The sequence below is a fragment of the Flavobacterium sp. B183 genome (genome assembly GCF_023539155.1).
GTDB classification, from domain to species: domain Bacteria; phylum Bacteroidota; class Bacteroidia; order Flavobacteriales; family Flavobacteriaceae; genus Flavobacterium; species Flavobacterium tructae.
Map to the genome: position 1 here is coordinate 3,481,523 of NZ_CP097434.1, position 22,149 is coordinate 3,503,671.

The window sequence follows — 22,149 nt, forward strand, 5'->3', positions numbered from 1 at the left end:
TTTTAAGTATTTTTGTGCCACTTTTATACAATGTAATTCCTTAAAAATGGATAAAAAAATATTCTCTTTTTTGTTTTCTACACGATTAATGGCCGTTCTTTTTTTAACATTCGCAATTGCAATGGGTGTTGGAACTTTTATCGAAAGTAAGTACAACACAGATACAGCCCGAATTTTAATCTATAACACCTGGTGGTTTGAGGCGATAATGGTCTTCTTTTTGATCAATTTCTTTGGAAACATCAAACGTTACCAATTGCATAAAAAAGAAAAATGGGCCACTTTATTACTTCACCTTGCCTTTATTTTTATTCTTTTAGGAGCTTTTATTACAAGATATATTAGTTATGAAGGAATGATGCCTATTCGTGAAGGGGCTGCTGAAAATCAGGTTTACTCTGATAAAACATTTTTAACTGTTTTTGCAGATGGCGAATATAAAGGAGAAATGAAACGCAGAGTTTTTGACAAAAGCTTATTGTTTTCACCCGTAACCAATAATGATTTTACGCTTTCAGGAAAATTCGATGAGACTCCTTTTGAAGTGTCATACGTGAATTACATCATGGGAGCTAAAGAAACTATAAAACCAGATCCTACTGGAACGTTATACCTTAAAATGGTGGAAGCCGGTTCCGGTGGACGTGAAGAACATTTTCTGAAAGAGGGTGAAGTACAAAACATTCACAACGTATTATTTGCGTTGAACAAACCAACTGCCGGTGCGATCAACATCAATACCACAGGAGATAAATATACGATTCAGACCCCTTTTGAAGGAGAGTTCATGCGAATGGCCGATCAGTTAAAAGGTAAGGTAAGTAAAGATAATGTACAACCTTTAATGATGCGTTCTTTGTACAGTATTGGCGATATCAGAATTGTATTTCCTGATCCTGCCGTTAAAGGAGTTGTAGATTATGAGTCGAATAACGATTACAAAGCAAAATCACATCATGATGCTTTGATTATAAAAATTAAAGCTGACGGACAGGAAAAACAAGTTAGACTTTTGGGGTCTAAAGGCAGTGTAGGTGAACCTCAGACCGTTAAAATTGGAAAAATCGAATACAGTTTGTTCTACGGAAGTAAAGCGTATGTTTTGCCTTTCAAGATAAAATTAAACGATTTTATCGCTACAAAATATCCGGGAACAGAAAAAAGCTACTCTTCTTTTGAAAGTAAAGTAACCGTTCAGGATTCAACAGAAACATTTAATGCTGATATTTATATGAACCACGTTTTAGATCACAAAGGATATCGATTTTTTCAATCTTCATTTGATCCGGACGAAAAAGGAACAGTATTGTCTGTAAATCACGATTTCTGGGGAACTAATATTACTTATTTAGGATATTTTCTTTTATACATTGGCTTAATGGCTATTATGTTTACCAAACATTCTCGTTTTGGCGATTTGAAACGTAAATTAGAAGGCGTAAAAAAGAAAAAAGAAAAACTAATTACCATTTTAGTTTTAATGATTGGTTTAAGTGGTTTTGCTCAGGCTCCGCATGTGCACACACCGGGCCACAATCACGATCACAATACAGATCCAAACGATCATGCCAATCATGTTACTGCACCGCCAAGTCAGAAACAGTTAGATTCTTTACTGACCATTTACAAAGCTCCGGAAGCGCATGCCGCTAAATTTGGACGTTTGATCATTCAGGATGCAGGAGGTAGAATGAAACCGGTGAATACTTTTTCATCTGAATTGCTTAGAAAAGTAAGTCAGAGTGATACGTACAACGGAATGAATTCTGATCAGGTATTCCTGTCTATGACACAGTATGCTCAGGTTTGGATACAAATTCCTTTGATTCATCTAAGAGCCGGAAACGACAGTATTCGTAAAATTATTGGAGTAGATAAAGAGGCTAAACGTGCTGCGTTTGTGCAATTTTTTGATGCTAACGGAAATTATAAACTTTCACCATTTTTAGATGCAGCCTATAAAGCAGCAAATCCAAATCAGTTTGAGAAAGATTTTATAGATACCGATAAAAGAGTGAATCTGATGGAATCTGCTTTAAGTGGTAGTATTCTGAAAATATTCCCTATTCCGAATGATCCAAATCACAAATGGGTTTCGTATCTGGAAAGACAACAAGGAGGATTTAAAGGAATGGATTCGACTTATGTGACGCAAATTCTGCCAATGTATTTTAGTGCATTAAACAATGGCTCAATTTCTAAAAACTTTACAACAGCCGATCAGTTGGTGGAGAGTATAAATGGTTTCCAAAAGAAGTTTGGTGCTAAAGTAAGACCAAGCGAGGAGAAAATTAATGCCGAAATAACCTATAACAAATACGATATTTTTAAAAAATTACCGTACTGGTATCTTACTGTTTCAGTCTTGATGCTTATGTTCACTATTGTAAATATCTTTTTGGAGAAGAAATGGCTGCGCGTAACGATCAACGGTTTTCATATTCTGGTAGGAGTATTGTTTGCAATGCATACTTTAGGACTTATTGCACGCTGGTACATCTCGGGTCACGCTCCGTGGAGTAATGCTTACGAGTCTATTATATATGTAGCCTGGGCAACAATGTTCTTCGGATTGGCTTTTGACAGAAAATCGAAACTTACTGTAGCTTCATCTGCTTTTGTAACTGCAATGATCGTAATGGCAGCTTATATGAACTGGATTGATCCTGAAATTGCAAACTTACAACCGGTATTGAACTCGTATTGGTTGATGATCCACGTAGCAGTAATTGTAGGAAGTTATGGTCCTTTTGCCTTAGGAATGATTTTAGGTTTTGTAGCCTTGGTATTGATTTTCTTTACCAATGAAAAGAACAAAGCTAAAATGGATTTAAATATCAAAGAGATCACTTATATCAATGAGATGTCCATTACAATTGGTTTAATCATGTTAACGATCGGTAACTTCCTGGGCGGACAATGGGCCAATGAAAGTTGGGGGCGTTACTGGGGATGGGACCCGAAAGAAACATGGGCTTTAATCTCGATTATGGTATATGCTTTTGTAATTCACGCTCGTTTTGTACCGGCACTAAGAGGAAAATGGTTCTTTAATTTAATGAGCATGTTCGCTTTTGTGTCAATATTGTTCACGTATTATGGAGTAAACTTTCACTTAGTAGGTTTACACTCGTATGCCACAGGAGAAGCACATTCGTTAAGCTGGATTTGGTATTCGTTAGGAACCATTTCGGTTATTGGAGCTTTAACGTATCCTAAATACCGTAAATACTATAAAAGCAAGAAAAAATAGTAAATAGTATAATAGACATAAAAAAAGATTCAGCTTAGCTGAATCTTTTTTTATGTCTAAACGGGAGGTGTTTAGTTTTGCTTTTTTAAGCCATTGGGATACATAATTGCCAGTAGCACGACAATGAGTAAAAAATTATATTCGGCACCGTTTCTTCCACCGCCTACAACAAACCAGCCTTCCTGAAAATGAACAAGGATTATTCCCATTATCAATATGAGAATAGTGACAAAACCTGCCGGTTTAACGTATTTGTTACTAAGCAGAAGAATGGCTGCTACTACATGGGATAGTTTAATAGACCAGGCCAGAAAAACGCCAAAAGGAGCGAAGCCAATCTGATTTAAATATAGATTTCCAAAATCATTGATTCCGTTATTAAACATTCCGAAAACAGAGTGGGTGAGTAGAATAATAGCGACCGCAGTTCTTAAAAGTAAATTTCCATTCATATTTTTTTCGAGATATTTTAATTGAAAGTAATAAAAAACGCATATTAAATTGAATATGCGTTTCTTAAGTGATAAGATGTGTTATGTTTTAAACTTTTCCTAAAGTATACAATTGTTCCATTGTAGGCGTCAGGCTTCCTCCGGCAGGCTCTAAAGTGATTCCAAAAGCTTCTGCTGAATCAGTTTGATTAACAGCAAATATTTTTTGAGAGTTTCCTTCAAAATCGCTCAATAAACCAATACTCGTAGGAGTTAGTACAGGACTTAATTTTAAAGCCCAAACCTGATATACCATACCTTTTGGAGGTTTTGGTAAACCGGCAGCATCAATATACGTTGTTTTTGTGTCTTTGTTCCAGTACACTTTTGCAAATGAACTTGGAGAAACGGCTTGTCCGCCAAGTGTTACACCCGTGTTTTTGATGTCTCTTACAATAGTCAGACTTTTTTCGGTTTGCTTGTTCTGCTGATCTAAGAAAGCGTAATCTTTTTCAATTTTGTTTTTCTCAGTCCCAACAGTAGCAATAGCTTCTTTCGTTTTTGTCAATTCCAGAGTTTGATATCCAAAGCCTAAAAGCAGTAGCACTGCCGCAGCCCAGCCTACATATTGTGACCAGTTCGAAGCTGGTTTCATGTCGACTACTTTGCCGTGTTTCAGCTCTAAACGGGCTTTTATCTTCTCAAAATTGGCTACCGAGTGAAAAGGAGAAAAACTTGATGATAAAGCTACAATAGCTTTTTCTATCGAAATAATTTCCTGATCAACTTCCGGATTTTTCTTAGCCAGTTCGGCTATTTCCAGATTTTCAGTTTCGGTCAATAAACCGTAAACGTATAGTTCCAGAATTCCTGATTCTATATACTCTTTTGCTTCCATTATATTTTTAGATAATTTCTTAGATCATTAATACAGTTTCTGTTTTGCGTCTTGATAGTCCCCAATGGCATTGCCAATTCTTCTGAAGCTTCTTGTTGGGTATATCCTTTAAAAAATAATAAATCAATAATCTCGATACATTTTGGTTTTAATTTTTTTACAAATTCTTGTATTCCAATAGTATCAATTCTATTAACGAGTTTATTACTGTCGTCTAACAGATTTACGAAATTATCTGAAGAAAGGTTTTTTTGACTGTTATTAAAATTTTTGGATCTTAACTTGTCAATGGAGGTATTCCTTGCAATATTGAGGATCCAGGTGTAAAATCGGCCTTTACTCTCATTATAAGAATCGATGTTTTTCCAGATTTTGACAAAAACTTCCTGCAAAACATCTTCGGCTTCTTCGCGGTTTTTTATGAGAACATTGATAACAGAAAACAAACTTTTCGAGTACATATCGTACAAATGGGTAAAAGCTCGTTCGTCTTTCTTGTAAATTAAAACTAATAATTCTTCTTGACTCATAGGTGTGGTATTTTAAGTTGGAACAAAATTTTAAGAGACATTATGTTTAACCTGAGATAAAGATAATTTATTTTTTCGTGAATTTTTTAATTTTTTTAGTAGTCTTAAACCTAGGAAACTAAGGGGTTTGAAAAAAATATCACTTTTTTTTGATTTTTTTAAAACCAAAAGCAATCCAATTACGTAAATGCTATTATAACATCGGATTTATAGTGTCGAAAATAGCAAAAGTTTGAAAATGAAGAAGATTGGAATTTTATAGCAGCACTTTTGTTTTAAGAATTAGTAATGAAAATTAATATTTAGAAAGAGTAAATCGTAAAGTAAATCTCAATAAATAAAAATTTATTTGTCATGAATAGCTTAAATAAACTGAAAATACTGATTGTTGGTTTGACTACAGTTTTGTCGCTGGCGGGATTCAGTAAAAGTGATTTCCGTAAAGGACTTGTTCATAAGAATTCAGAGCTTGTAATAAGCGATAATACATTATTTAGGAATTAGTAGATCAGTTGATGTCTTCGGACTTCCAAAAAAATGAAGGTAGTCCAACTCTTGCCCAGAATAAAAGATAAAAGCCGTTAAAAAAGATACGCCTGAGGGATTGGAAATTTGAAATGTATGAGCACTATAACCGGGGCATCAACTATTTTTAATATAACGATATAAAAAGGGAATAACAATTAATTCATGGTTTGATTTGTTTGTATGGGGGGAAGCCTAACGTCTGATTAACGTTAGGCTTCATTTTTTATTTAACGTATGTTTAGCAAAAAATAAAGAATTTAAAGTGATTTTTGAGAAGAGAATTTAACTAATTTTATAAAAAAATAAACAATGAAAAAAGTAGTATTTATAGCTTGTAGTATTGTCCTTTTGTTCGGTACTAAAATTCAGGCACAAACCAGTAAAGAGAAATTATCTAAAACGGATAAACCTATGACAAAAGAAACCATTTATCAATTTAAGGTAGAAGATTTATCAGGAGACACTTTTGATTTTGCTTCGCTAAAAGGAAAAAAAGTGATGATTGTTAACACGGCATCAAAATGCGGTTTAACTCCTCAATACAAAGATCTTGAAGCAATTTACAAAGAGTATAAAGATAAAGGATTCGTAATTGTTGGTTTTCCTGCTAATAATTTTGCCGAGCAGGAACCAGGTACAAATAAAGAGATTGAGACATTCTGCCAGCAAAATTATGGTGTAACTTTTCCAATGATGGATAAAGTTTCTGTAAAAGGAAGTGATATGTGTGAAGTGTACAAATTCTTAACACAAAAATCAAAAAATGGCTTGAAGGATTCTGAAGTTGAATGGAACTTTCAAAAATACCTGATTAACGAAAAAGGGGAGTTGGTAAAAGTGATTAAGCCAAGAACATTGCCAACAGATCCGGAAGTAATCAACTGGATCAAGAGCTAGTTAAAGAATTAAGAATGCAAAATAAAACCACAAATCTGAATATTAAATTTAGGTTTGTGGTTTTTTTATAGAATTGCGTTAGAACTATTGTAGTATCAGTTGCATAAAAACCAAATCGAGCCAATGATCAAATTTGTATCCCACCTCGCGAAGGGTTCCGGTTGCGACAAATCCAAATTTCTCATGAAAAGCAATACTTCCCGCGTTGTCGGCATCAATAGCGCCAATCATTACGTGATACCCCTGTTCTTTAGCCAAACGAATGAGTTCTGACAGTAACTGAGATCCAATACCTTTTCCGATAACAGTATCCACTACATATACAGAATGTTCTACAGTATATTGATACCCGATTTTCTCACGGAATTGTCCATAACTCCCAAATCCTACTACTTCGCCATCTAATTCGGCAATCACTACGGGCAGATTTTTAGCTTTTTTGTCTTCAAACCATTTCGTTTGAACTTCAAGAGTCTGAATTTCATAACTATAATTTGCAGTGGTATGCAGAATGGAATGGTTTACAATATTCAGAATCTTTTCTAAATCATTTGTTGTTGCCGGTCTAAGGTTTAGGCTCATAGTTCTTTGGGTATATGCGATGTTTTTTGGGTGTGACTGCTTGGTAATTATTTTAAAGAAACAGCCAGATGATTCCTAATAAGTATTATTTAGTGTTTAGCTCTGTCAGTAAAGCGTCAACTTCTTTGGGGTTCCAATTCATTTCTTTGGAGATTTCTTTAGCATCCTTAGCATATTGCAAGGCTAGTTTCTTGTTTTTTGTTTTTTGGTAAAGCCTTGCCAGAAGTAGATTTCCATCGTAAGAATCATTCAGTTCAATAGCATGTTTTATCCATTCGATTGCTTTTTTTAAACTCTCGGTATCCGAAATATGCTTTAAATAAGTTTGTCCGATATCTTTCAGAGAACCGGCATCATTCCATACTAACTTTTGAGTATTTTCAAGAGTAACTTTTTTATAAAATTGCCATTTTTCGGTTCGTTCTGCCAGAGTTAAGTCAAATTTAAAAACCAGTGAATCTACTTTTTGCAAGCGTATCGATTTTGCAATTTCTCTTTGTTTGTAATAGTTGGTAGTGTCTAAATTATCAACATACGGACGAAGCGATTCCGTGACTATATTTTCAATCTTTCGATCGATACGACTTTGGGAGGCCACAGCAGCAAATTCCTTGTTATGACTTAATACATATTGAAATTCCCTCGATTTGATATCTGTAACACCATTGGCAATCACTCGCCAGTTGGTTTCGCTAATTAATTGTGCATCAGATTGTGTATTGAGATAAATATGTGTTGGAATTGATAAGTCAGTACGGTCTTTTCCTTTTTTCAGCGTGTTCAGATAGTTGAAAAATTTGTCGACATTAGAAGGATCAGCGAGAAACTCTTTTTCCAGATAGGGCAATTGCAGTTTCGCATTTAAGGCATTGTTTACTTCTGTCATAAAAACCTCTTTTTTTAATTCGCCTTTTAAAGCATACAAAAGGGTTTCGGTGGCAGGGTCTATAAATAAAAAGGAAGGCAAAGATTTTGTATTGAATTTATTCTTAAGTGCAGTTCCTTCTTCTTTTTCAATATTTTTCCAGACACATACATAATTCTTCTTTAGAAAATCGATCACAGCAGGATCACTTAAAACTTCTTTTTTCATCAGATTGCAATGTGGGCACCAATCGGCATAAAGCATTAGAAAAACCGGTTTTCCTTGTGCTTTGGCATTGTTCAGAGCGGTATTATAAGGCATGTCATCAGCAACAAATTGATTTTGAGCCGATGTAGTCTGTAGGGATATAAAAAGAAAAAATAAGTATAAAAAGCGCATAATCGGTTTGTTTTGAATAGAAATAATCAGTTTTACAAATATATTCCCTTTTTTGGGAAACTCCTTTTAATATCTTCCTATTTATAAGTTAAATCCAATGCGAAGTTTGTAACTTTGTGAGGTTAAAAAAAGAGTTTTATAACTGTAAGTCTCTTTTCAAAAAGTAATACACCATAAGAATGATTTACCCCAAAATAGCGCTTGCACAAAGCATTATCGAAATTTGTTCAGGCAAAGGAATCACTAATATTATTATTTCTCCGGGATCAAGAAATGCTCCACTAACAATAGGATTTGCTCAAAACCCTAATTTTAACTGTTACAGTATTGCCGATGAGCGCTGTGCTGCTTTTTTCGCATTGGGAATTGCACAACAAACCAAAATGCCTACCGCAGTTGTTTGTACTTCAGGCTCTGCCTTGTTAAACTATTATCCGGCTGTAGCCGAAGCATTTTACAGTCAGATTCCACTTATTGTCATTTCAGCCGACCGTCCGCAAAGCAAGATTGATATTGGAGACGGGCAAACCATTCGTCAGGAGAATGTTTTTCAGAACCATTCTGTTTACAACGCAAATTTGACTGAAGAAGCTTCAATAGAAAACGATTTAAAGATCAACAGAGCCATAGAAGCAGCTATACTTCAAAAAGGCCCTGTTCATATTAATGCTCCTTTTGAAGAACCATTATACGAAACCGTTTCAGAACTTTCTGTAGCACCAACAATTACCCATTTAGAGGAAATTATCGGTGCAGGAATCATAGAAAACGAAGCAGAGACTGTTTCTGTTTGGAATACTTCAAAAAGAAAATTAATTCTTATTGGAGGAATAAACGAAGCGAATTCTGTCGATAAAGAAATTCTGGAAAACTTTGCCAAAGATCCCTCAATTGTAGTGCTTACAGAGACGACCTCAAATTTGCATCATCCGAGTTTTATTAATAGTATCGATACTTTAATTACGCCATTTGATGATGCTGATTTTAAAGATCTTGAACCGGAAGTGTTAATTACTTTTGGAGGGATGATTGTATCCAAACGTATTAAAGCCTTTTTACGAAAATACAAACCCGAACATCACTGGCATATTGATACGTTACGTGCTTATGATACCTTTAATGCTTTAACGAAGCATTTTGTAATGGAACCTGATGCTTTTTTCAAAGCGCTGCTTCCGAAGACAGAATTTGCAGCAAGTGATTATTTTTCTAAAATTGATCAAATTTACGATTTAAGAAAAATCAGAAAAGAAGAATATCTGGGTAAAATTACATTTTCGGATTTTAAAGTATTTGAAAAAGTAATCGGATCACTTCCTAAAAATAGTCAGTTGCAAATTAGCAATAGTTCGGCCATTCGATATGCACAGTTAATTGAGATTGATCCTTCCATCGAAGTTTATTGTAACCGTGGAACCAGCGGTATTGACGGAAGTACCTCAACAGCAATTGGTGCAGCAGTAGGAAACGATAAACAAACCATTTTTATTACCGGAGATATTAGCTTTCTTTACGATAGCAATGCTTTGTGGAATTCGTACATCCCTGAAAACTTCAAAATTATTCTAATCAATAATGGAGGAGGAGGAATTTTTAGGATTCTTCCAGGCCATGAAGAAAAACCTGTTTTTAATACCTATTTCGAGACTTCACATCATTTAACAGCCGAACATCTGGCCAAAATGTATAAGATGCATTATTTTACAGCCACAGATGAGAAATCTTTAACAGGAGGTATTAAGTCGCTTTATGCTACAAACAACGCTCCTTGTATTTTGGAAGTATTCACGCCAACTTTGGAGAATGATGTTATCTTAAAACAATATTTTAAAGAATTGGTTTAGACTCAAAACTATAAATTACAAAAGACGCAAAGATTATTTTTTTTCTTTGCGTCTTTTTTGTTTTATGATAGTAAGGGAATTAACGAATTGGAACCGGAAATACCGGTAAACTTGCATGCCCTAAAGCATCAACACTTTGTACGGCAAAAAGTAATTGTCTTTTGAATAGGGAATTTCGGCCTTGGTTTCTTTCACAAAAAAAGTTTTCTCCCAATGAGAAGATGAAGTTTCTCTCATTAAAATCTGATAACCAAAAGGAGTTTGCCCTTCAGGTGCAGTCCAGGCTAAGGTAGAAGAATTGGAAAGTTCTTTTACTTCAATACCCACGTTTAAAGGTGCTTTTGGCGACCAGGCCAGATTAGCCAAAGTTGCTAAGTTTGAACAAGTATTTTTTCTCAAATAGTCAAAATCCATAAATTCCGCGAGGTCACCGTACTGGATACCATTTTCAGTTCTTAAATCCTGATGCTGATGATTGAAGTTTTCATTCATTTCACAGAAACGAACAGCAGTAAAGCCATTTTGACTGAACGGAGTATGATCTCCACCACGAAGAAAACGATCGTTTCTATATACAAGTTTCACTTTTAATTGATCTACATACTGTTCCGTAACAGTTTTGATATAACGGGCTAATAATCGTGACGGACTGTCGTTATCACGGTTTGTTGCTTTGCGCATTTTAGCTTCCTCTTCAGTTTCTGTAAACGGAATGGTTTCGCTAAATATCCTGATCTGTGTGTTATCTCTTAAATTTGTACCGCTTGAGAGGCTGTTTCCAATCATATCATTGTTTAGCATGGCTGTAATGTTCCAGTTGGCTGCTTTGGCCAATTCTGCTAAGTGACGAGCACCATAAAGACCTTGTTCCTCACCGGTTACCGCGACAAAAATTATAGTAGCAGGAAATGATCTTTTACTCATTACTTTGGCCAGTTCGATAACAGCTGCAACACCCGAACCATCATCATTGGCTCCCGGAGCGTCAGATTTCACATTCATAACGTCTGAAATTCTGGAATCCAGATGTCCGCTTATAATAAGCACACGATTGTCGTTTGGATCGGTACCTTTTAAGGTCGCCATAACATTTCCCAGTTGGCTGTCTTTGGCGATTCGTTTTCCATCGGCTTTTACATCAAAATAATCGATTTTAGAAGTTAGTCTTCCCCCAGATTCCAGAGCAAATTTATCAAACTCCGATTTTACCCATTGTTGTGCCGCGCCGATACCTTTGGTTTTACTTTTGGTATCGCTGAGGGTATGTCTGGTACCAAAAGAAACTAATTTATGAATCGTAGCTTCGAGGTTTTCAGCTTTGATTTCGCCGATCATTTTTTTGATTTCAGGATCCTCCGTAATCTGTGAAGTAGAAATATGAGTAAAAAATAAGAAGGTAAAAATAGAATAGAAAATGGTCTTTTTCATTGGTTTTGGATTAATTATAGGTTTTCAAATGTAACCAAAAGGAATAAATTAGAATAAGATGCAACTGCCTTTTTTTAATTAGAAACATTTTTAGGATTACCATTTTCAAACTTCGTACATTTGCAGCTCGAAACTTAGCTGCTTAACAGCTTAGAATTTTTAGCATATGATTGAAATAGGAAAATACAATACCCTTACTATACTTCGTGATACCAAAGTTGGTTTGTTTTTAGGAAATCCTGAAAAAGACCCCGAAGGAATTCACGATATTTTATTACCCAACAAATACGTTCCGAACGAATTTGAAATCGGTGAAGAATTAATCGTTTTTGTTTATTTGGACCACGAACAGCGTCCGGTGGCAACCACTTTAGAGCCTTATATTCTGTTAAATGAATTTGCGCTATTAAGAGTGAATTACATTAATAACGTAGGTGCTTTCATGGATTGGGGGATGGAAAAGGATATTCTTGTTCCGTTTAAAGAACAAGCCCGTCCAATGGAAAAAGGAAAACGTTACCTGGTGTATTTGTACATGGACGAAAAAACAAATCGTCTGGTAGCTTCAAGTAAGACCAATCAGTTTTTGAGCAATGAGCAGCTGACCGTTGAAAAAGGGGAGGAAGTAGAATTAATTGTATCTCATATCACTGAAATAGGAATCAATGTGATCATTAACGAGAAACACAAAGGATTGCTGTACAAAGACGAGGTGTATGATGACGCCATCAGAACCGGAGACAGAATGCGCGGTTACATTAAAAATATCCGTCCTGATCATAAAATCGACGTTGCATTGCAAGTGCAAGGTTATCAGAGTATTGAGCCTAATGCAGAGAAAATTCTGGACGAATTAAGAGCTAATCGAGGTTTCTTACGTTTAAATGATAATTCACATCCGGAAGATATTAAAACGGTACTAAAAATGAGTAAAAAAACGTTTAAAAAGGCTGTTGGAGCTTTGTATAAAGAAAAACTCATCGAAATTAGAGAAGACGGAATTTATCTGGTAAAGGAATAAAAATTCCAAAATTCAAATTCCAATAGGATACGTACTATTGGAATTTGGAATTTGAAGTTTAAAATATATTGTTATAACAGGAAAGGCTACTCATTACAAGTAGCCTTTCCCTTTTTATTCTAGTTTTAAAAAAAATTGTAATTAAAAAAAAACAGAAATAAAATAAACTCGAATCCATTCAAAAAATAATAGCTTTAAAAATTTTAGAAACTATTTTCTGAAATGGGTATGTCTTTAAACAATTTATAAATTCATATTAAAAGCAAAAACTCAATTTCACGGCTCGACCCATTTGGTTTGATAAAATAACTTGTAGAAAGTTTTCATTAGTATTTTTTCCTCTTTTCGTAATCAATCTCATACTAATTCTTAAACAATTCCAGCTTTTAACCTTAGGTGTTACTATCTCCTTTTCGAAGTTTCAACAAATGAATAAATCATTTGCTCATTGATCCACGGTGTATGAATAAAAACCGTAAAATAATGAGCGACAAAATTTTTAAATTTTCTCAAAAAAATCATTTTTTAGGTTAATAAATCAGTGAAAGAAAATCAATCTTCTAGTCAATGAAATAAAATGTATCTCATTGATTTCTAGGTGGTAAAATTAAATATTATTTTTTAAAACTACTGTTAAAATTATTATTTTTTGTAAGATTATACCAATTGTTAACATTACAACAGATTTTAGTTGCGACTAAAAACAAATAGCGGTAGGTAAAAATATAAAAATGCTTTATTTTTACACTATCAATTATTAAAAACAAAACAAACAGAAATGGATTGGATTACAGCCAGAGAATTTGAAGATATAACGTATAAAAAATGTAACGGAGTTGCGAGAATTGCTTTTAACAGACCAAACGTTAGAAATGCATTCCGTCCAAAAACAACTTCAGAATTGTACCAGGCTTTTTACGATGCGCAGGAAGATACTTCGATAGGAGTGGTTTTACTGTCTGCAGAAGGACCCTCTACAAAAGACGGAGTGTATTCTTTTTGCAGTGGAGGCGATCAAAACGCGCGTGGGCATCAAGGGTATGTGGGTGAAGACGGACAACACCGCTTAAACATTCTTGAAGTACAGCGTTTAATCCGTTTCATGCCAAAAGTAGTTATTGCGGTTGTTCCGGGTTGGGCAGTTGGCGGTGGACACAGTCTGCATGTCGTTTGTGATATGACTTTGGCGAGTAAAGAGCATGCCATATTCAAACAAACGGATGCCGATGTAACCAGTTTTGACGGTGGTTACGGATCTGCTTATCTGGCTAAAATGGTCGGACAGAAAAAAGCGCGTGAAATTTTCTTTTTAGGTAGAAATTATTCTGCTCAGGAAGCTATGGATATGGGCATGGTGAATGCTGTAATTCCACACGATGAGCTTGAAGCTACTGCTTACGAGTGGGCACAGGAAATTCTGCAAAAATCTCCAACTTCTATCAAGATGCTAAAATTCGCCATGAACTTAACAGACGACGGTATGGTAGGTCAGCAGGTTTTTGCCGGAGAAGCAACACGTTTAGCATATATGACCGAAGAAGCAAAAGAAGGACGTAATGCCTTTTTGGAAAAAAGAAAGCCAAACTTCGGCGAGAATAAATGGTTGCCATAAAAGGCTTAAAATAATAGTTTCAGGTTTCAAGTTGAGAACGTGAAATCTGAAACAAATAATCTAACAAAATAAAATAGAATGAAACATTGGATTGAAGCCGCTCGTTTGCGTACATTGCCTTTATCAGTTTCCGGAATCATAGTAGGAAGTATATATGCCTTATCCAACCCAACGGAAACCATTAACACACCAACAGAGGTATTCAGTTGGAAAATTTTTGGTTTTGCACTATTAACGACGCTTGGATTACAGGTTTTGTCCAATTTTGCAAATGATTATGGTGACGGTGTAAAGGGTACGGACAATGCCGACAGAGTTGGTCCACAGCGTGCCATTCAGAGTGGTGTTATTACGCCTCAGGCCATGAAAAAAGCCATCATAATTACTTCATTTTTGACCTTGTTGTCTGCAATTGTACTGATCTATTTCGCTTTTGGCGAAAGTAATTTTGGATATTCTATCTTTTTCCTATTACTTGGAATAGCAGCAATTGTTTCGGCAATTCGTTATACCGTTGGAAATTCAGCTTATGGATACAGAGGATTTGGAGATTTGTTCGTTTTTATCTTCTTCGGATTGGTTAGTACTTTGGGAGTAAACTTTTTGTATTCAAAAGAAGTCGATCCTCTTTTGATCTTACCAGCTATTTCAATCGGTTTATTAAGTGTTGGAGTTTTAAATCTGAACAATATGCGTGATGAAGAATCAGATCGCAAATCAGGAAAAAATACCATTGTAGTTCAGATCGGTGGTGCAAAAGCTAAAATTTATCATTTCACTTTGATTATTACCGCTATGCTTTTAATAGTTGCTTTTGCCTTTTTGAGTGATTATAACTTCGATCAGTATTTGTTTTTATTGGCTTTTATTCCTTTAACTAAACATTTAATTACCGTTTATAAAAACCAAAATCCAAAGTTGTTAGATCCTGAATTGAAGAAACTGGCACTAAGCACCTTTTTACTTTCAATATTACTGACGGTATGTATGATTTCATTGATTTCAGACATTATTGTCAACCTCTTTTTAGGGGGAAGATAAAACAAAGTTCAATTTTAAAAATGAAATAAAATGAAAATAACATTTTACGGACACGCGTCTTTAGGTATTGAAGTGGGGGGAAAACATATTATTGTAGATCCTTTTATTACAGGAAATCCGCAGGCAGCAGGAGTTGATATCAACAACTTAGAAGCAGATTATATTTTACTGACTCATGCGCATGGCGATCATATTCTGGATGTTGAGGCTATTGCCAATCGTACCAAAGCGGTGATCGTTTCAAATGCTGAAATTGCAGGTTATTATGCTAAATTAGGTTTCAGCTCACACCCGATGAATCACGGCGGAAGCTGGCAATTTGATTTTGGAAAAGTGAAATATGTCAATGCGATTCATTCAAGCTCTTTCCCTGACGGAAGTTATGGCGGAAATCCGGGTGGGTTTGTAATTGAGGGCGAACATAAAAATATTTACATTGCTGGCGATACTGCACTGACAATGGATATGAAACTAATTCCAATGAGGACCAAACTGGATCTGGCCATTCTTCCAATCGGAAATAATTTTACAATGGATGTCGAAGATGCCATCATAGCTTCAGACTTTGTAGAATGCGATAAGATTCTTGGATATCATTTTGATACTTTTGGCTACATTAAAATCGATCATGAAGACGCGATTCGCAAGTTCTTTGATAAAGGAAAAGACTTGATGCTTTTGGAAATTGGCGAATCAATTGAACTGTAATTAAAATGTCAGATATTAAATTTATTTGTGAATGCTGTGGCGAAGAGCATGAAAGCTGGCCGGCATTAGCTTACAGTTCACCTTTTTCTTATGATAAACTTTCTCCGGAAGAGAAAGAGGAAATTGCGGAGATTAATGAAGATTTTTGCGTGATCAAGCATCCGGATCAGGTGCATCGTTTTATCAGAGCAGTTTTAGTCCAGCAAGTAAACGATCATTGCGAAGATTTAGAGTATGGCTTCTGGGTTTCGCTAAGTGAAAAAAGTTTTGAAGATTATCTGGAAAATGGCGAAGATGAAAATCACGAAGCACAGTATTTCGGATGGCTTTCGAATTACATTCCGGATTATGAATTTTCAAACAGTATTCCCACAACAGTAGTGACCAAACCCGGTAATGAAAGACCTGAAATTTTTCCACACCAGGATTTCGATCATCCTTTTGTAAAAGATTTTTATAATGGGATTACAAAAGCTGAAGCGGAGAAAAGAATTTACAGAATATTAAATAATAAGGCCTGAATTTTGTAAGTGATCTTAAAATAAATTTCTACAATGATTTTAAAAAAAATTGCCCTGTTTCTTTTAATTACGACTTCGTGCAGCATTTTTGCACAAAAAGACGGTTATTGGGATAAAGAACGTGCTACTACAAAGGAAATTATAGTTTCTGCCCGTGACCGAATTATTCTTAAAACAGAAGATTTACCGGTAGGAACAACAGAAATTGTATACCGAATTACACTTTTAGATGAAAATCAGGAAATGGCAAACAGTCTGGTCTCCGTTTTAAAATCAATTCCGGATCCAACCGGAATCAGTCAGGGATCAGCCGGAGCAGTTTTTCTAATGTCTAAAATTTCAGGTGATGATACCTGTACGTATGCTTTATTTACCTCCAACGAGACGGCAAAAAAGTATATCACTGATGGTAAAACAGAGAAAGCCTGTTACGATCAGAAAGATCCCTTAAGCAAAGATGCTAAACGATTGTCGCTGGATAAATCGTCCTGTTTGGGACAGAATGTAAGCACACTTTGGTTTGGTTTTCACAGCAAAAACTGGCTTCTAAATCAAAAAATAGTTCTGGAAGTAGTGCCGTGGGTGGACACAAAACTGAATCGTGGATGGAATCAGGACAATAAAAATGAAATTATAAGTCTTTGCAAAACCTCCACAATGGCTCAGAAAATGGCGAATTCTGATGATTTTTGTGTTTGTATACTTGATAAAATCATGAAACAGTACCGTTATACAGAATTTCAAAAGTTACTGCCAATTGAAAAGACTAAAGCTTATAAGGATTTTGGAAGCAGCTGTTATAAAGATGCTGATATTTCTAAAAATGTTTACAACGACCTGAGAGCACAGGCTGCTGCTTTAGTCAGACTTCAAAAATACAACGAAGCGATTCCGAAACTGAATACCATCATTAACGACGGAAAAGCAACGGCTTTAGATTACAGTTCGATAGGATATTGTTATATTTTGACTAAACAATACGGTAAAGCCATTAAATTTTTGAAAGAAGGTGAAAAATTAGACGATACAGAGTTGCTTGTCAAATTAAATCTGGCGCACGTTTATCTGATTAGTGATGATTATAGCGAAGCGAAAGCCATTTATAAAAAATACCAGTCGCAAAACGTGACAGACAGTTTAAGCTGGATAGAGAAAACAAAACAGGATTTCGTAATTTTTCAAAAAGCAGGATTACCCTCAAAAGATTTTGAAAAAATATTGAAACTGTACAATTAAAAAAATATAAAATCAATAATAAGCCTGTTTAATGGTGTGACACCTATTTATTCAGGCTTATTTTTTTACCATCTGTTTATTATATGAAAGCAACCTTCCATAAATACATGCTTGATTTTAAAAGGCCTTCCGGGACTTCCAGAGGGGTTATGACCGAGAAGGAAACCTGGTTTATTGTTCTGGAAGAGAACGGTAAAAAAGGAATAGGAGAGTGTGGAATACTTCGTGGTTTGAGTGCGGATGATCGCGAAGATTATGAAGAAAAACTGCAATGGACGTGTGATAATATTCATCTGGGAGAAAAGGCGCTTTGGGATGCTTTGTTAGAATTTCCATCGATACAATTTGGTGTTGAAATGGCATTTTTATCTTTTAAAAGTGAAGATCCTTTTGTTTTGTTTCCGTCCGATTTTACCAGTAATGTAGAGTCAATTGTGATAAACGGTCTGGTCTGGATGGGGGAAGCTTCCTTTATGAAAGAACAAATCGAAGAGAAATTAGCCGCTGGTTTTAATTGTATAAAGTTGAAAATAGGAGCCATTAATTTCGAAAAGGAACTGGAGTTATTGGCTTTTATTCGCAGTCATTTTTCAGCAGAGCAAATTGAAATCAGGGTGGATGCTAATGGCGCTTTTGATTTAAATGATGCATTAGGTAAAATGAATCAATTGAATAAATATCAGCTGCATAGCATTGAACAGCCAATAAAGAAAGGAAACATTGCCGCCATGGCCGATTTGTGTAAAACTACACCCTTTCCTATCGCTCTTGATGAAGAATTGATTGGTATTTTCTCGTTGGAAGAAAAGGAGGCTTTACTACAAAAAATACAACCACAATACATTATTCTAAAACCAAGTTTTGTTGGTGGCTTCAAAGGCACAAAAGAATGGATAGATTTGGCCGATAAGTATCAAATAGGATGGTGGATTACTTCGGCATTAGAAAGTAATATAGGTCTTAATGCGATCGCACAATGGACATTTTTGCAAAACTCAAAAATGCCTCAAGGTCTTGGAACCGGAGCACTTTATACTAATAATTTTGATTGTCCGCTTGAAGTTGTGGGGGGACAGTTATGGTACAGTAAAACAAAAGACTGGGATTTCGATTTTCTCAGCAGTTTATAAAAAAAAACTGGCTTTATGCCAGTTTTGATGGTTATATTGATTTCGGTTTTATTCTTTTCCGCCTTTTAGACTGTCCTGCCAGTCTTTCAGTTCCTGCCATTTGCCCTGGTAAGCAAGTAATGCCTGTCTGGCCCAGGTGCTTGGATTGTGGATAGCATAATTTTCACCTCCGCCATCCAGAATGGATTGTAATTTTTCGGTTGAAGCTTCTGATAGTTCGTGCCATGTTTTAATTCCTGCAGCGTTAAATAACGCTTCAATTTTTGGTCCGATACCTTCGACTATTTTTAAATCATTTTCTTTAATTTTTTTGCCGTAGGCGGTTGCTGCCAATGCACCGTCAAAAGGTATTGCAGGTATTGTTGCTGCTGCAAATGATTGCGGAGCGTTGTTGACTTTAGCTTTTGCGGCCAATTCAGCTTCCAGAGAAGAAATTTTAGCATTCAGGTTTCGCGTATTGGCTTTGCAGGCATCCAGATCGGACTGTAGTGACAAAGCAAGTGAATCGTCACCTTTAGAATTCATTTTTCCCAGTAAGTAACCCAAAATTCCACAGATTAATCCCACTAGAGCCGGTATTAAGATACAAGGTATATTCATGATCGTATATTTTGATTGATTATTTAATTGTTATCACTGTTCTTCTGTTGTTTGCCCTGCCTTCGGCGGTGGTGTTTTCACCAATTGGTTCGTCAGGACCTTTTGATTCTGCCGTTATCCGACTTCCGTCAACACCATTTTTCGACAAATATTTTTTAGTAAACTCGGCCCGTTTTTGACCAAGAGCCACATTAGAATCACGATTTCCAACATTATCACTATGTCCAACAGCTACAATTACAGCTTCTTTAACGTGCTCCATATATTTTACCAGATCAGCCACTTTTTCTTTTTCTGGAGCTGTTAACTTATCACTGGCTTTATTGGTGTTGAAATGTAAAACGAGCGGATCGTCATTGATTTTCTCTTTTAAAATAACCCATTCGTCAGTTACAGCCGGAGCAGCTTCCGGAGCTTCAAAAGCATATTTGACAGGTCCAAACAGTGTATCTTTTTTCGTTTGCCATTTATCAATTAGTTCACCTTTTGTGGTTAACTGCGCATCAGGTAAACCTTGTGACACAAAATACTTTTTAATGTCATTAGCCCGCGCCAGACCCAGATTTTCAAAGGTTGTTGTATTGGTTTCATCTGAAGTTGCATAACCAGTTATGGTAATTTTTTGCTTTGGATTAGCGATCAGGAATGTTTTAAGGTTTTGAATTCCAATCGATACCGAATCACCCACAGGCAAAAGTGCTGTAGGACTGCTTTTAAGGAACTTGATATTATCATTGGTATGATAATCAATTCCGGAACCATTTAGAATAAAAGGGACAGTAGTTTCGTCCGGAGCCACTACTTTTGATACTTTTTCGGTATCAACCGCAGGTGTTTTCATAGTGCAATTGCAGCAAAATTTCAAATACAAAAAGGTACCTAAAATAATGGTTATTACAATGCCTAACAGATAAAGTGCTTTTTTAGACATAGGTGATGAAGTTAAGATTCTATCAAATTTAACAAAAAAATAAATACATAACCTATTAAAAATCAGTTATTTTAAAGTTATTATTCTTATTGTGAGCGTATTACAAAAGTAAAATTTAAAGTCTAGAAATGATTCTTGTAATTTCAATTCTTAGGCCAAATTAATTTGAGTAACTTGCATAAAAATTAAATTCAGACATCAAAATGGTCGAAATAGAAAGAAAGTTTCTGGTAAAATCAGCTGATTTTAAAGAACAAGCTTTTACGCACAATAAAATTGCCCAAGGCTATTTAAGTGCAGTTCCGGAAAGAACAGTTCGTGTGCGCATTAAAGGCGAAAGAGGTTTTATTACCATAAAAGGAGTTAGTCAGCAGGGCGGAATGTCCCGCTTTGAATGGGAGAATGAAATTCCGCTTGATGAGGCATTGGAATTGCTTAAGTTATGTGAGAAAGGAAAAATCGAGAAAACGCGTTACGAAATAAAATTAGGGAAACATATTTTTGAAGTAGATGAATTTTACGGAGAAAATGAAGGACTGGTGATGGCAGAAGTAGAGTTGGAATCGGAAACAGAAATTTTCGAGAAGCCGGATTGGCTGGGTGAAGAGGTAACAAACGATCCAAGATATTATAATGCTTATTTGAGTAAGAATCCTTTTAAAGAGTGGGAGAAGTAAAAAATATGAATACATATGATTTGATTATTGTAGGGGGCGGGCCAATTGGTCTGGCTTGTGCAATTGAAGCCCAAAAGAAAGGATTGCGTTATTTGATAATTGAAAAAGGAGCTATAGTCAATAGTATTTTCAATTATCCTTTGTATATGACTTTTTTCTCCACTGCGGAAAGACTTGAAATAGGAAATATACCATTCAGTTGTCTGGCACCGAAGCCCGGGCGTCAGGAAGCATTGGAGTATTATCGCAATATTCATCGGTATTTTAATTTTTCCATTCATTTATTTGAAAGAGTAACTCAGGTGGAGAAACTTGCTGATACCACTTTTAAAATTACAACTGATAAAGCACTTTATGAAGCTGCGAATGTGATCATTGCAACCGGTTTTTATGATATTCCGATTGAAATGGAAGTGAAAGGAGAAGAATTGCCTAAAGTTCGTCATTATTATAAAGAAGCCCATGAGTATGCTTTTAGGAATGTTTTGGTGGTAGGAGCAAACAATTCCTCAGTAGATGCGGCTTTGGAATGCTGGAGAAAAGGAGCCGATGTAACCATGGTTATTCGCAAAAAGGAAATCAATAGTCGGGTAAAATATTGGGCAAAACCGGATATTGAAAATCGAATTGCAGAAGGCAGTATTAAAGCTTATTTCGAATCAAATATTACTGAAATCAGGGAGACTGAAGTAGAAATTGAAACTCCTACGGGGAAAATTACTATTGAAAATGATTTTGTACTGGCTCTAACCGGATACAAACCTGATTTGGCTTTTCTAGAAAATATGGGAATACAATTATCTGAAGATGAACTAAAAACACCAACATACAACCCCGAAACTATGGAAACCAATGTGGAAGGTTTATTCTTAGCGGGTGTAATTTGCGGAGGAATGTATACGCACAAATGGTTTATCGAAAATTCTCGTGTGCATGCGAACATGATTGTAGATTATATTACTTCAAAATAAGTATTAGCCACGAATTCACGAATTAAAACTTTGCAAAGTTTACAAA

Annotated in this window: 19 protein-coding genes and 1 pseudogene; 12 read left to right on the forward strand and 8 right to left on the reverse strand. The window is 35.5% G+C overall.

All coding sequences use genetic code 11. The annotated features are described in order from the left end of the window. The first annotated feature begins 46 nt into the window (after positions 1 to 46). Positions 47 to 3,253, forward strand: coding sequence for a cytochrome c biogenesis protein CcsA (ccsA, locus tag M4I44_RS14725; protein WP_249965175.1), 3,207 nt, complete (start codon positions 47 to 49; stop codon positions 3,251 to 3,253). Between the two features lie 71 nt (positions 3,254 to 3,324). Here the strand turns inward: ccsA and M4I44_RS14730 are convergent, their stop codons facing one another. From M4I44_RS14730 to M4I44_RS14740, 3 genes are all read right to left on the reverse strand, one after another. Next, a complete protein-coding gene (locus M4I44_RS14730; RefSeq protein ID WP_070907996.1) occupies positions 3,325 to 3,705 on the reverse strand; it encodes a DoxX family protein in 381 nt (126 codons plus the stop codon). 88 nt (positions 3,706 to 3,793) lie between these two features. Next, positions 3,794 to 4,582: an anti-sigma factor domain-containing protein gene (locus tag M4I44_RS14735; RefSeq protein ID WP_017498501.1), complete on the reverse strand. Its 789-nt coding sequence runs from the start codon at positions 4,580 to 4,582 to the stop codon at positions 3,794 to 3,796. Next, the gene (locus M4I44_RS14740) at positions 4,582 to 5,112 is read right to left on the reverse strand and encodes an RNA polymerase sigma factor (RefSeq protein WP_017498502.1); all 531 of its coding nucleotides are present in this window, start codon (positions 5,110 to 5,112) and stop codon (positions 4,582 to 4,584) included. Before M4I44_RS14740 ends, M4I44_RS14735 begins: the two co-directional genes overlap by 1 nt. 837 nt (positions 5,113 to 5,949) lie before the next feature. On the opposite strand from M4I44_RS14740, the gene M4I44_RS14745 reads away from it, so the two are divergent. Further along, entirely contained in the window at positions 5,950 to 6,537 is a 588-nt protein-coding gene (locus tag M4I44_RS14745; protein WP_017498503.1) for a glutathione peroxidase, read from the forward strand. 84 nt (positions 6,538 to 6,621) lie between these two features. Here M4I44_RS14745 and M4I44_RS14750 read toward each other — a convergent pair whose 3' ends face one another. Together M4I44_RS14750 and M4I44_RS14755 are read right to left on the reverse strand one after the other, a co-directional pair. Beyond that, positions 6,622 to 7,119 carry a GNAT family N-acetyltransferase gene (locus M4I44_RS14750; protein WP_017498504.1) on the reverse strand — a complete coding sequence of 166 codons (498 nt, stop codon included), beginning with the start codon at positions 7,117 to 7,119 and terminating at the stop codon, positions 6,622 to 6,624. An 85-nt stretch (positions 7,120 to 7,204) separates the two neighbouring features. Further along, positions 7,205 to 8,383 (reverse strand): thioredoxin family protein, encoded by a 1,179-nt coding sequence (locus tag M4I44_RS14755; RefSeq protein ID WP_249965176.1) that lies wholly within the window; start codon positions 8,381 to 8,383, stop codon positions 7,205 to 7,207. Between the two features lie 179 nt (positions 8,384 to 8,562). Between M4I44_RS14755 and menD the strand changes: the two genes are divergently transcribed. Beyond that, entirely contained in the window at positions 8,563 to 10,227 is a 1,665-nt protein-coding gene (gene menD / locus M4I44_RS14760; protein ID WP_249965177.1) for a 2-succinyl-5-enolpyruvyl-6-hydroxy-3-cyclohexene-1-carboxylic-acid synthase, read from the forward strand. Positions 10,228 to 10,306: 79 nt separating this feature from the next. Here menD and M4I44_RS14765 read toward each other — a convergent pair. After that, positions 10,307 to 11,655, reverse strand: a pseudogene (locus tag M4I44_RS14765) (M28 family metallopeptidase). A gap of 166 nt (positions 11,656 to 11,821) precedes the next feature. On the opposite strand from M4I44_RS14765, the gene M4I44_RS14770 reads away from it, so the two are divergent. The 7 genes from M4I44_RS14770 to M4I44_RS14800 all read left to right on the forward strand — a co-directional run bounded on the left by M4I44_RS14770 (position 11,822) and on the right by M4I44_RS14800 (position 18,924). Continuing rightward, positions 11,822 to 12,676 carry a S1 RNA-binding domain-containing protein gene (locus tag M4I44_RS14770; protein WP_249965178.1) on the forward strand — a complete coding sequence of 285 codons (855 nt, stop codon included), beginning with the start codon at positions 11,822 to 11,824 and terminating at the stop codon, positions 12,674 to 12,676. A gap of 778 nt (positions 12,677 to 13,454) precedes the next feature. Beyond that, the gene (locus M4I44_RS14775) at positions 13,455 to 14,288 is read left to right on the forward strand and encodes a 1,4-dihydroxy-2-naphthoyl-CoA synthase (RefSeq protein ID WP_017498510.1); all 834 of its coding nucleotides are present in this window, start codon (positions 13,455 to 13,457) and stop codon (positions 14,286 to 14,288) included. A 78-nt stretch (positions 14,289 to 14,366) separates the two neighbouring features. Next, a complete protein-coding gene (menA, locus tag M4I44_RS14780) occupies positions 14,367 to 15,329 on the forward strand; it encodes a 1,4-dihydroxy-2-naphthoate octaprenyltransferase (RefSeq protein WP_249965179.1) in 963 nt (320 codons plus the stop codon). A 30-nt stretch (positions 15,330 to 15,359) separates the two neighbouring features. After that, positions 15,360 to 16,037 carry a metal-dependent hydrolase gene (locus tag M4I44_RS14785; RefSeq protein ID WP_017498512.1) on the forward strand — a complete coding sequence of 226 codons (678 nt, stop codon included), beginning with the start codon at positions 15,360 to 15,362 and terminating at the stop codon, positions 16,035 to 16,037. 5 nt (positions 16,038 to 16,042) lie between these two features. Then, a complete protein-coding gene (locus M4I44_RS14790; protein WP_249965180.1) occupies positions 16,043 to 16,558 on the forward strand; it encodes a DUF2199 domain-containing protein in 516 nt (171 codons plus the stop codon). Between the two features lie 33 nt (positions 16,559 to 16,591). Next, on the forward strand, positions 16,592 to 17,794 hold the full coding sequence (locus M4I44_RS14795; protein ID WP_249965181.1) for a M48 family metallopeptidase: 1,203 nt from the start codon (positions 16,592 to 16,594) through the stop codon (positions 17,792 to 17,794). Between the two features lie 83 nt (positions 17,795 to 17,877). Further along, complete coding sequence (locus M4I44_RS14800) at positions 17,878 to 18,924, forward strand: o-succinylbenzoate synthase (RefSeq protein ID WP_249965182.1); 1,047 nt, start codon at positions 17,878 to 17,880, stop codon at positions 18,922 to 18,924. 48 nt (positions 18,925 to 18,972) lie between these two features. On the opposite strand, the gene M4I44_RS14805 is transcribed toward M4I44_RS14800, so the two are convergent. Continuing rightward, positions 18,973 to 19,524: a hypothetical protein gene (locus tag M4I44_RS14805; protein WP_249965183.1), complete on the reverse strand. Its 552-nt coding sequence runs from the start codon at positions 19,522 to 19,524 to the stop codon at positions 18,973 to 18,975. 19 nt (positions 19,525 to 19,543) lie between these two features. Then, complete coding sequence (locus M4I44_RS14810) at positions 19,544 to 20,365, reverse strand: OmpA family protein (RefSeq protein ID WP_249965184.1); 822 nt, start codon at positions 20,363 to 20,365, stop codon at positions 19,544 to 19,546. A 293-nt stretch (positions 20,366 to 20,658) separates the two neighbouring features. Between M4I44_RS14810 and M4I44_RS14815 the strand changes: the two genes are divergently transcribed. Together M4I44_RS14815 and M4I44_RS14820 are read left to right on the forward strand one after the other, a co-directional pair. Beyond that, complete coding sequence (locus M4I44_RS14815; RefSeq protein ID WP_249965185.1) at positions 20,659 to 21,132, forward strand: CYTH domain-containing protein; 474 nt, start codon at positions 20,659 to 20,661, stop codon at positions 21,130 to 21,132. 5 nt (positions 21,133 to 21,137) lie between these two features. Continuing rightward, positions 21,138 to 22,103, forward strand: coding sequence for a YpdA family putative bacillithiol disulfide reductase (locus M4I44_RS14820; protein WP_249965186.1), 966 nt, complete (start codon positions 21,138 to 21,140; stop codon positions 22,101 to 22,103). The last annotated feature ends 46 nt before the right edge of the window (positions 22,104 to 22,149 follow it).

Excerpts from the sequence above, each read along its gene's own strand:
- ccsA (WP_249965175.1), top strand. The coding sequence starts at position 47 with ATGGATAAAAAAATATTCTCTTTTTTGTTTTCTACACGATTAATGGCC.
- M4I44_RS14730 (WP_070907996.1), bottom strand. The coding sequence starts at position 3,705 with ATGAATGGAAATTTACTTTTAAGAACTGCGGTCGCTATTATTCTACTC.
- M4I44_RS14735 (WP_017498501.1), bottom strand. The coding sequence starts at position 4,582 with ATGGAAGCAAAAGAGTATATAGAATCAGGAATTCTGGAACTATACGTT.
- M4I44_RS14740 (WP_017498502.1), bottom strand. The coding sequence starts at position 5,112 with ATGAGTCAAGAAGAATTATTAGTTTTAATTTACAAGAAAGACGAACGA.
- M4I44_RS14745 (WP_017498503.1), top strand. The coding sequence starts at position 5,950 with ATGAAAAAAGTAGTATTTATAGCTTGTAGTATTGTCCTTTTGTTCGGT.
- M4I44_RS14750 (WP_017498504.1), bottom strand. The coding sequence starts at position 7,119 with ATGAGCCTAAACCTTAGACCGGCAACAACAAATGATTTAGAAAAGATT.
- M4I44_RS14755 (WP_249965176.1), bottom strand. The coding sequence starts at position 8,383 with ATGCGCTTTTTATACTTATTTTTTCTTTTTATATCCCTACAGACTACA.
- menD (WP_249965177.1), top strand. The coding sequence starts at position 8,563 with ATGATTTACCCCAAAATAGCGCTTGCACAAAGCATTATCGAAATTTGT.
- M4I44_RS14770 (WP_249965178.1), top strand. The coding sequence starts at position 11,822 with ATGATTGAAATAGGAAAATACAATACCCTTACTATACTTCGTGATACC.
- M4I44_RS14775 (WP_017498510.1), top strand. The coding sequence starts at position 13,455 with ATGGATTGGATTACAGCCAGAGAATTTGAAGATATAACGTATAAAAAA.
- menA (WP_249965179.1), top strand. The coding sequence starts at position 14,367 with ATGAAACATTGGATTGAAGCCGCTCGTTTGCGTACATTGCCTTTATCA.
- M4I44_RS14785 (WP_017498512.1), top strand. The coding sequence starts at position 15,360 with ATGAAAATAACATTTTACGGACACGCGTCTTTAGGTATTGAAGTGGGG.
- M4I44_RS14790 (WP_249965180.1), top strand. The coding sequence starts at position 16,043 with ATGTCAGATATTAAATTTATTTGTGAATGCTGTGGCGAAGAGCATGAA.
- M4I44_RS14795 (WP_249965181.1), top strand. The coding sequence starts at position 16,592 with ATGATTTTAAAAAAAATTGCCCTGTTTCTTTTAATTACGACTTCGTGC.
- M4I44_RS14800 (WP_249965182.1), top strand. The coding sequence starts at position 17,878 with ATGAAAGCAACCTTCCATAAATACATGCTTGATTTTAAAAGGCCTTCC.
- M4I44_RS14805 (WP_249965183.1), bottom strand. The coding sequence starts at position 19,524 with ATGAATATACCTTGTATCTTAATACCGGCTCTAGTGGGATTAATCTGT.
- M4I44_RS14810 (WP_249965184.1), bottom strand. The coding sequence starts at position 20,365 with ATGAAAACACCTGCGGTTGATACCGAAAAAGTATCAAAAGTAGTGGCT.
- M4I44_RS14815 (WP_249965185.1), top strand. The coding sequence starts at position 20,659 with ATGGTCGAAATAGAAAGAAAGTTTCTGGTAAAATCAGCTGATTTTAAA.
- M4I44_RS14820 (WP_249965186.1), top strand. The coding sequence starts at position 21,138 with ATGAATACATATGATTTGATTATTGTAGGGGGCGGGCCAATTGGTCTG.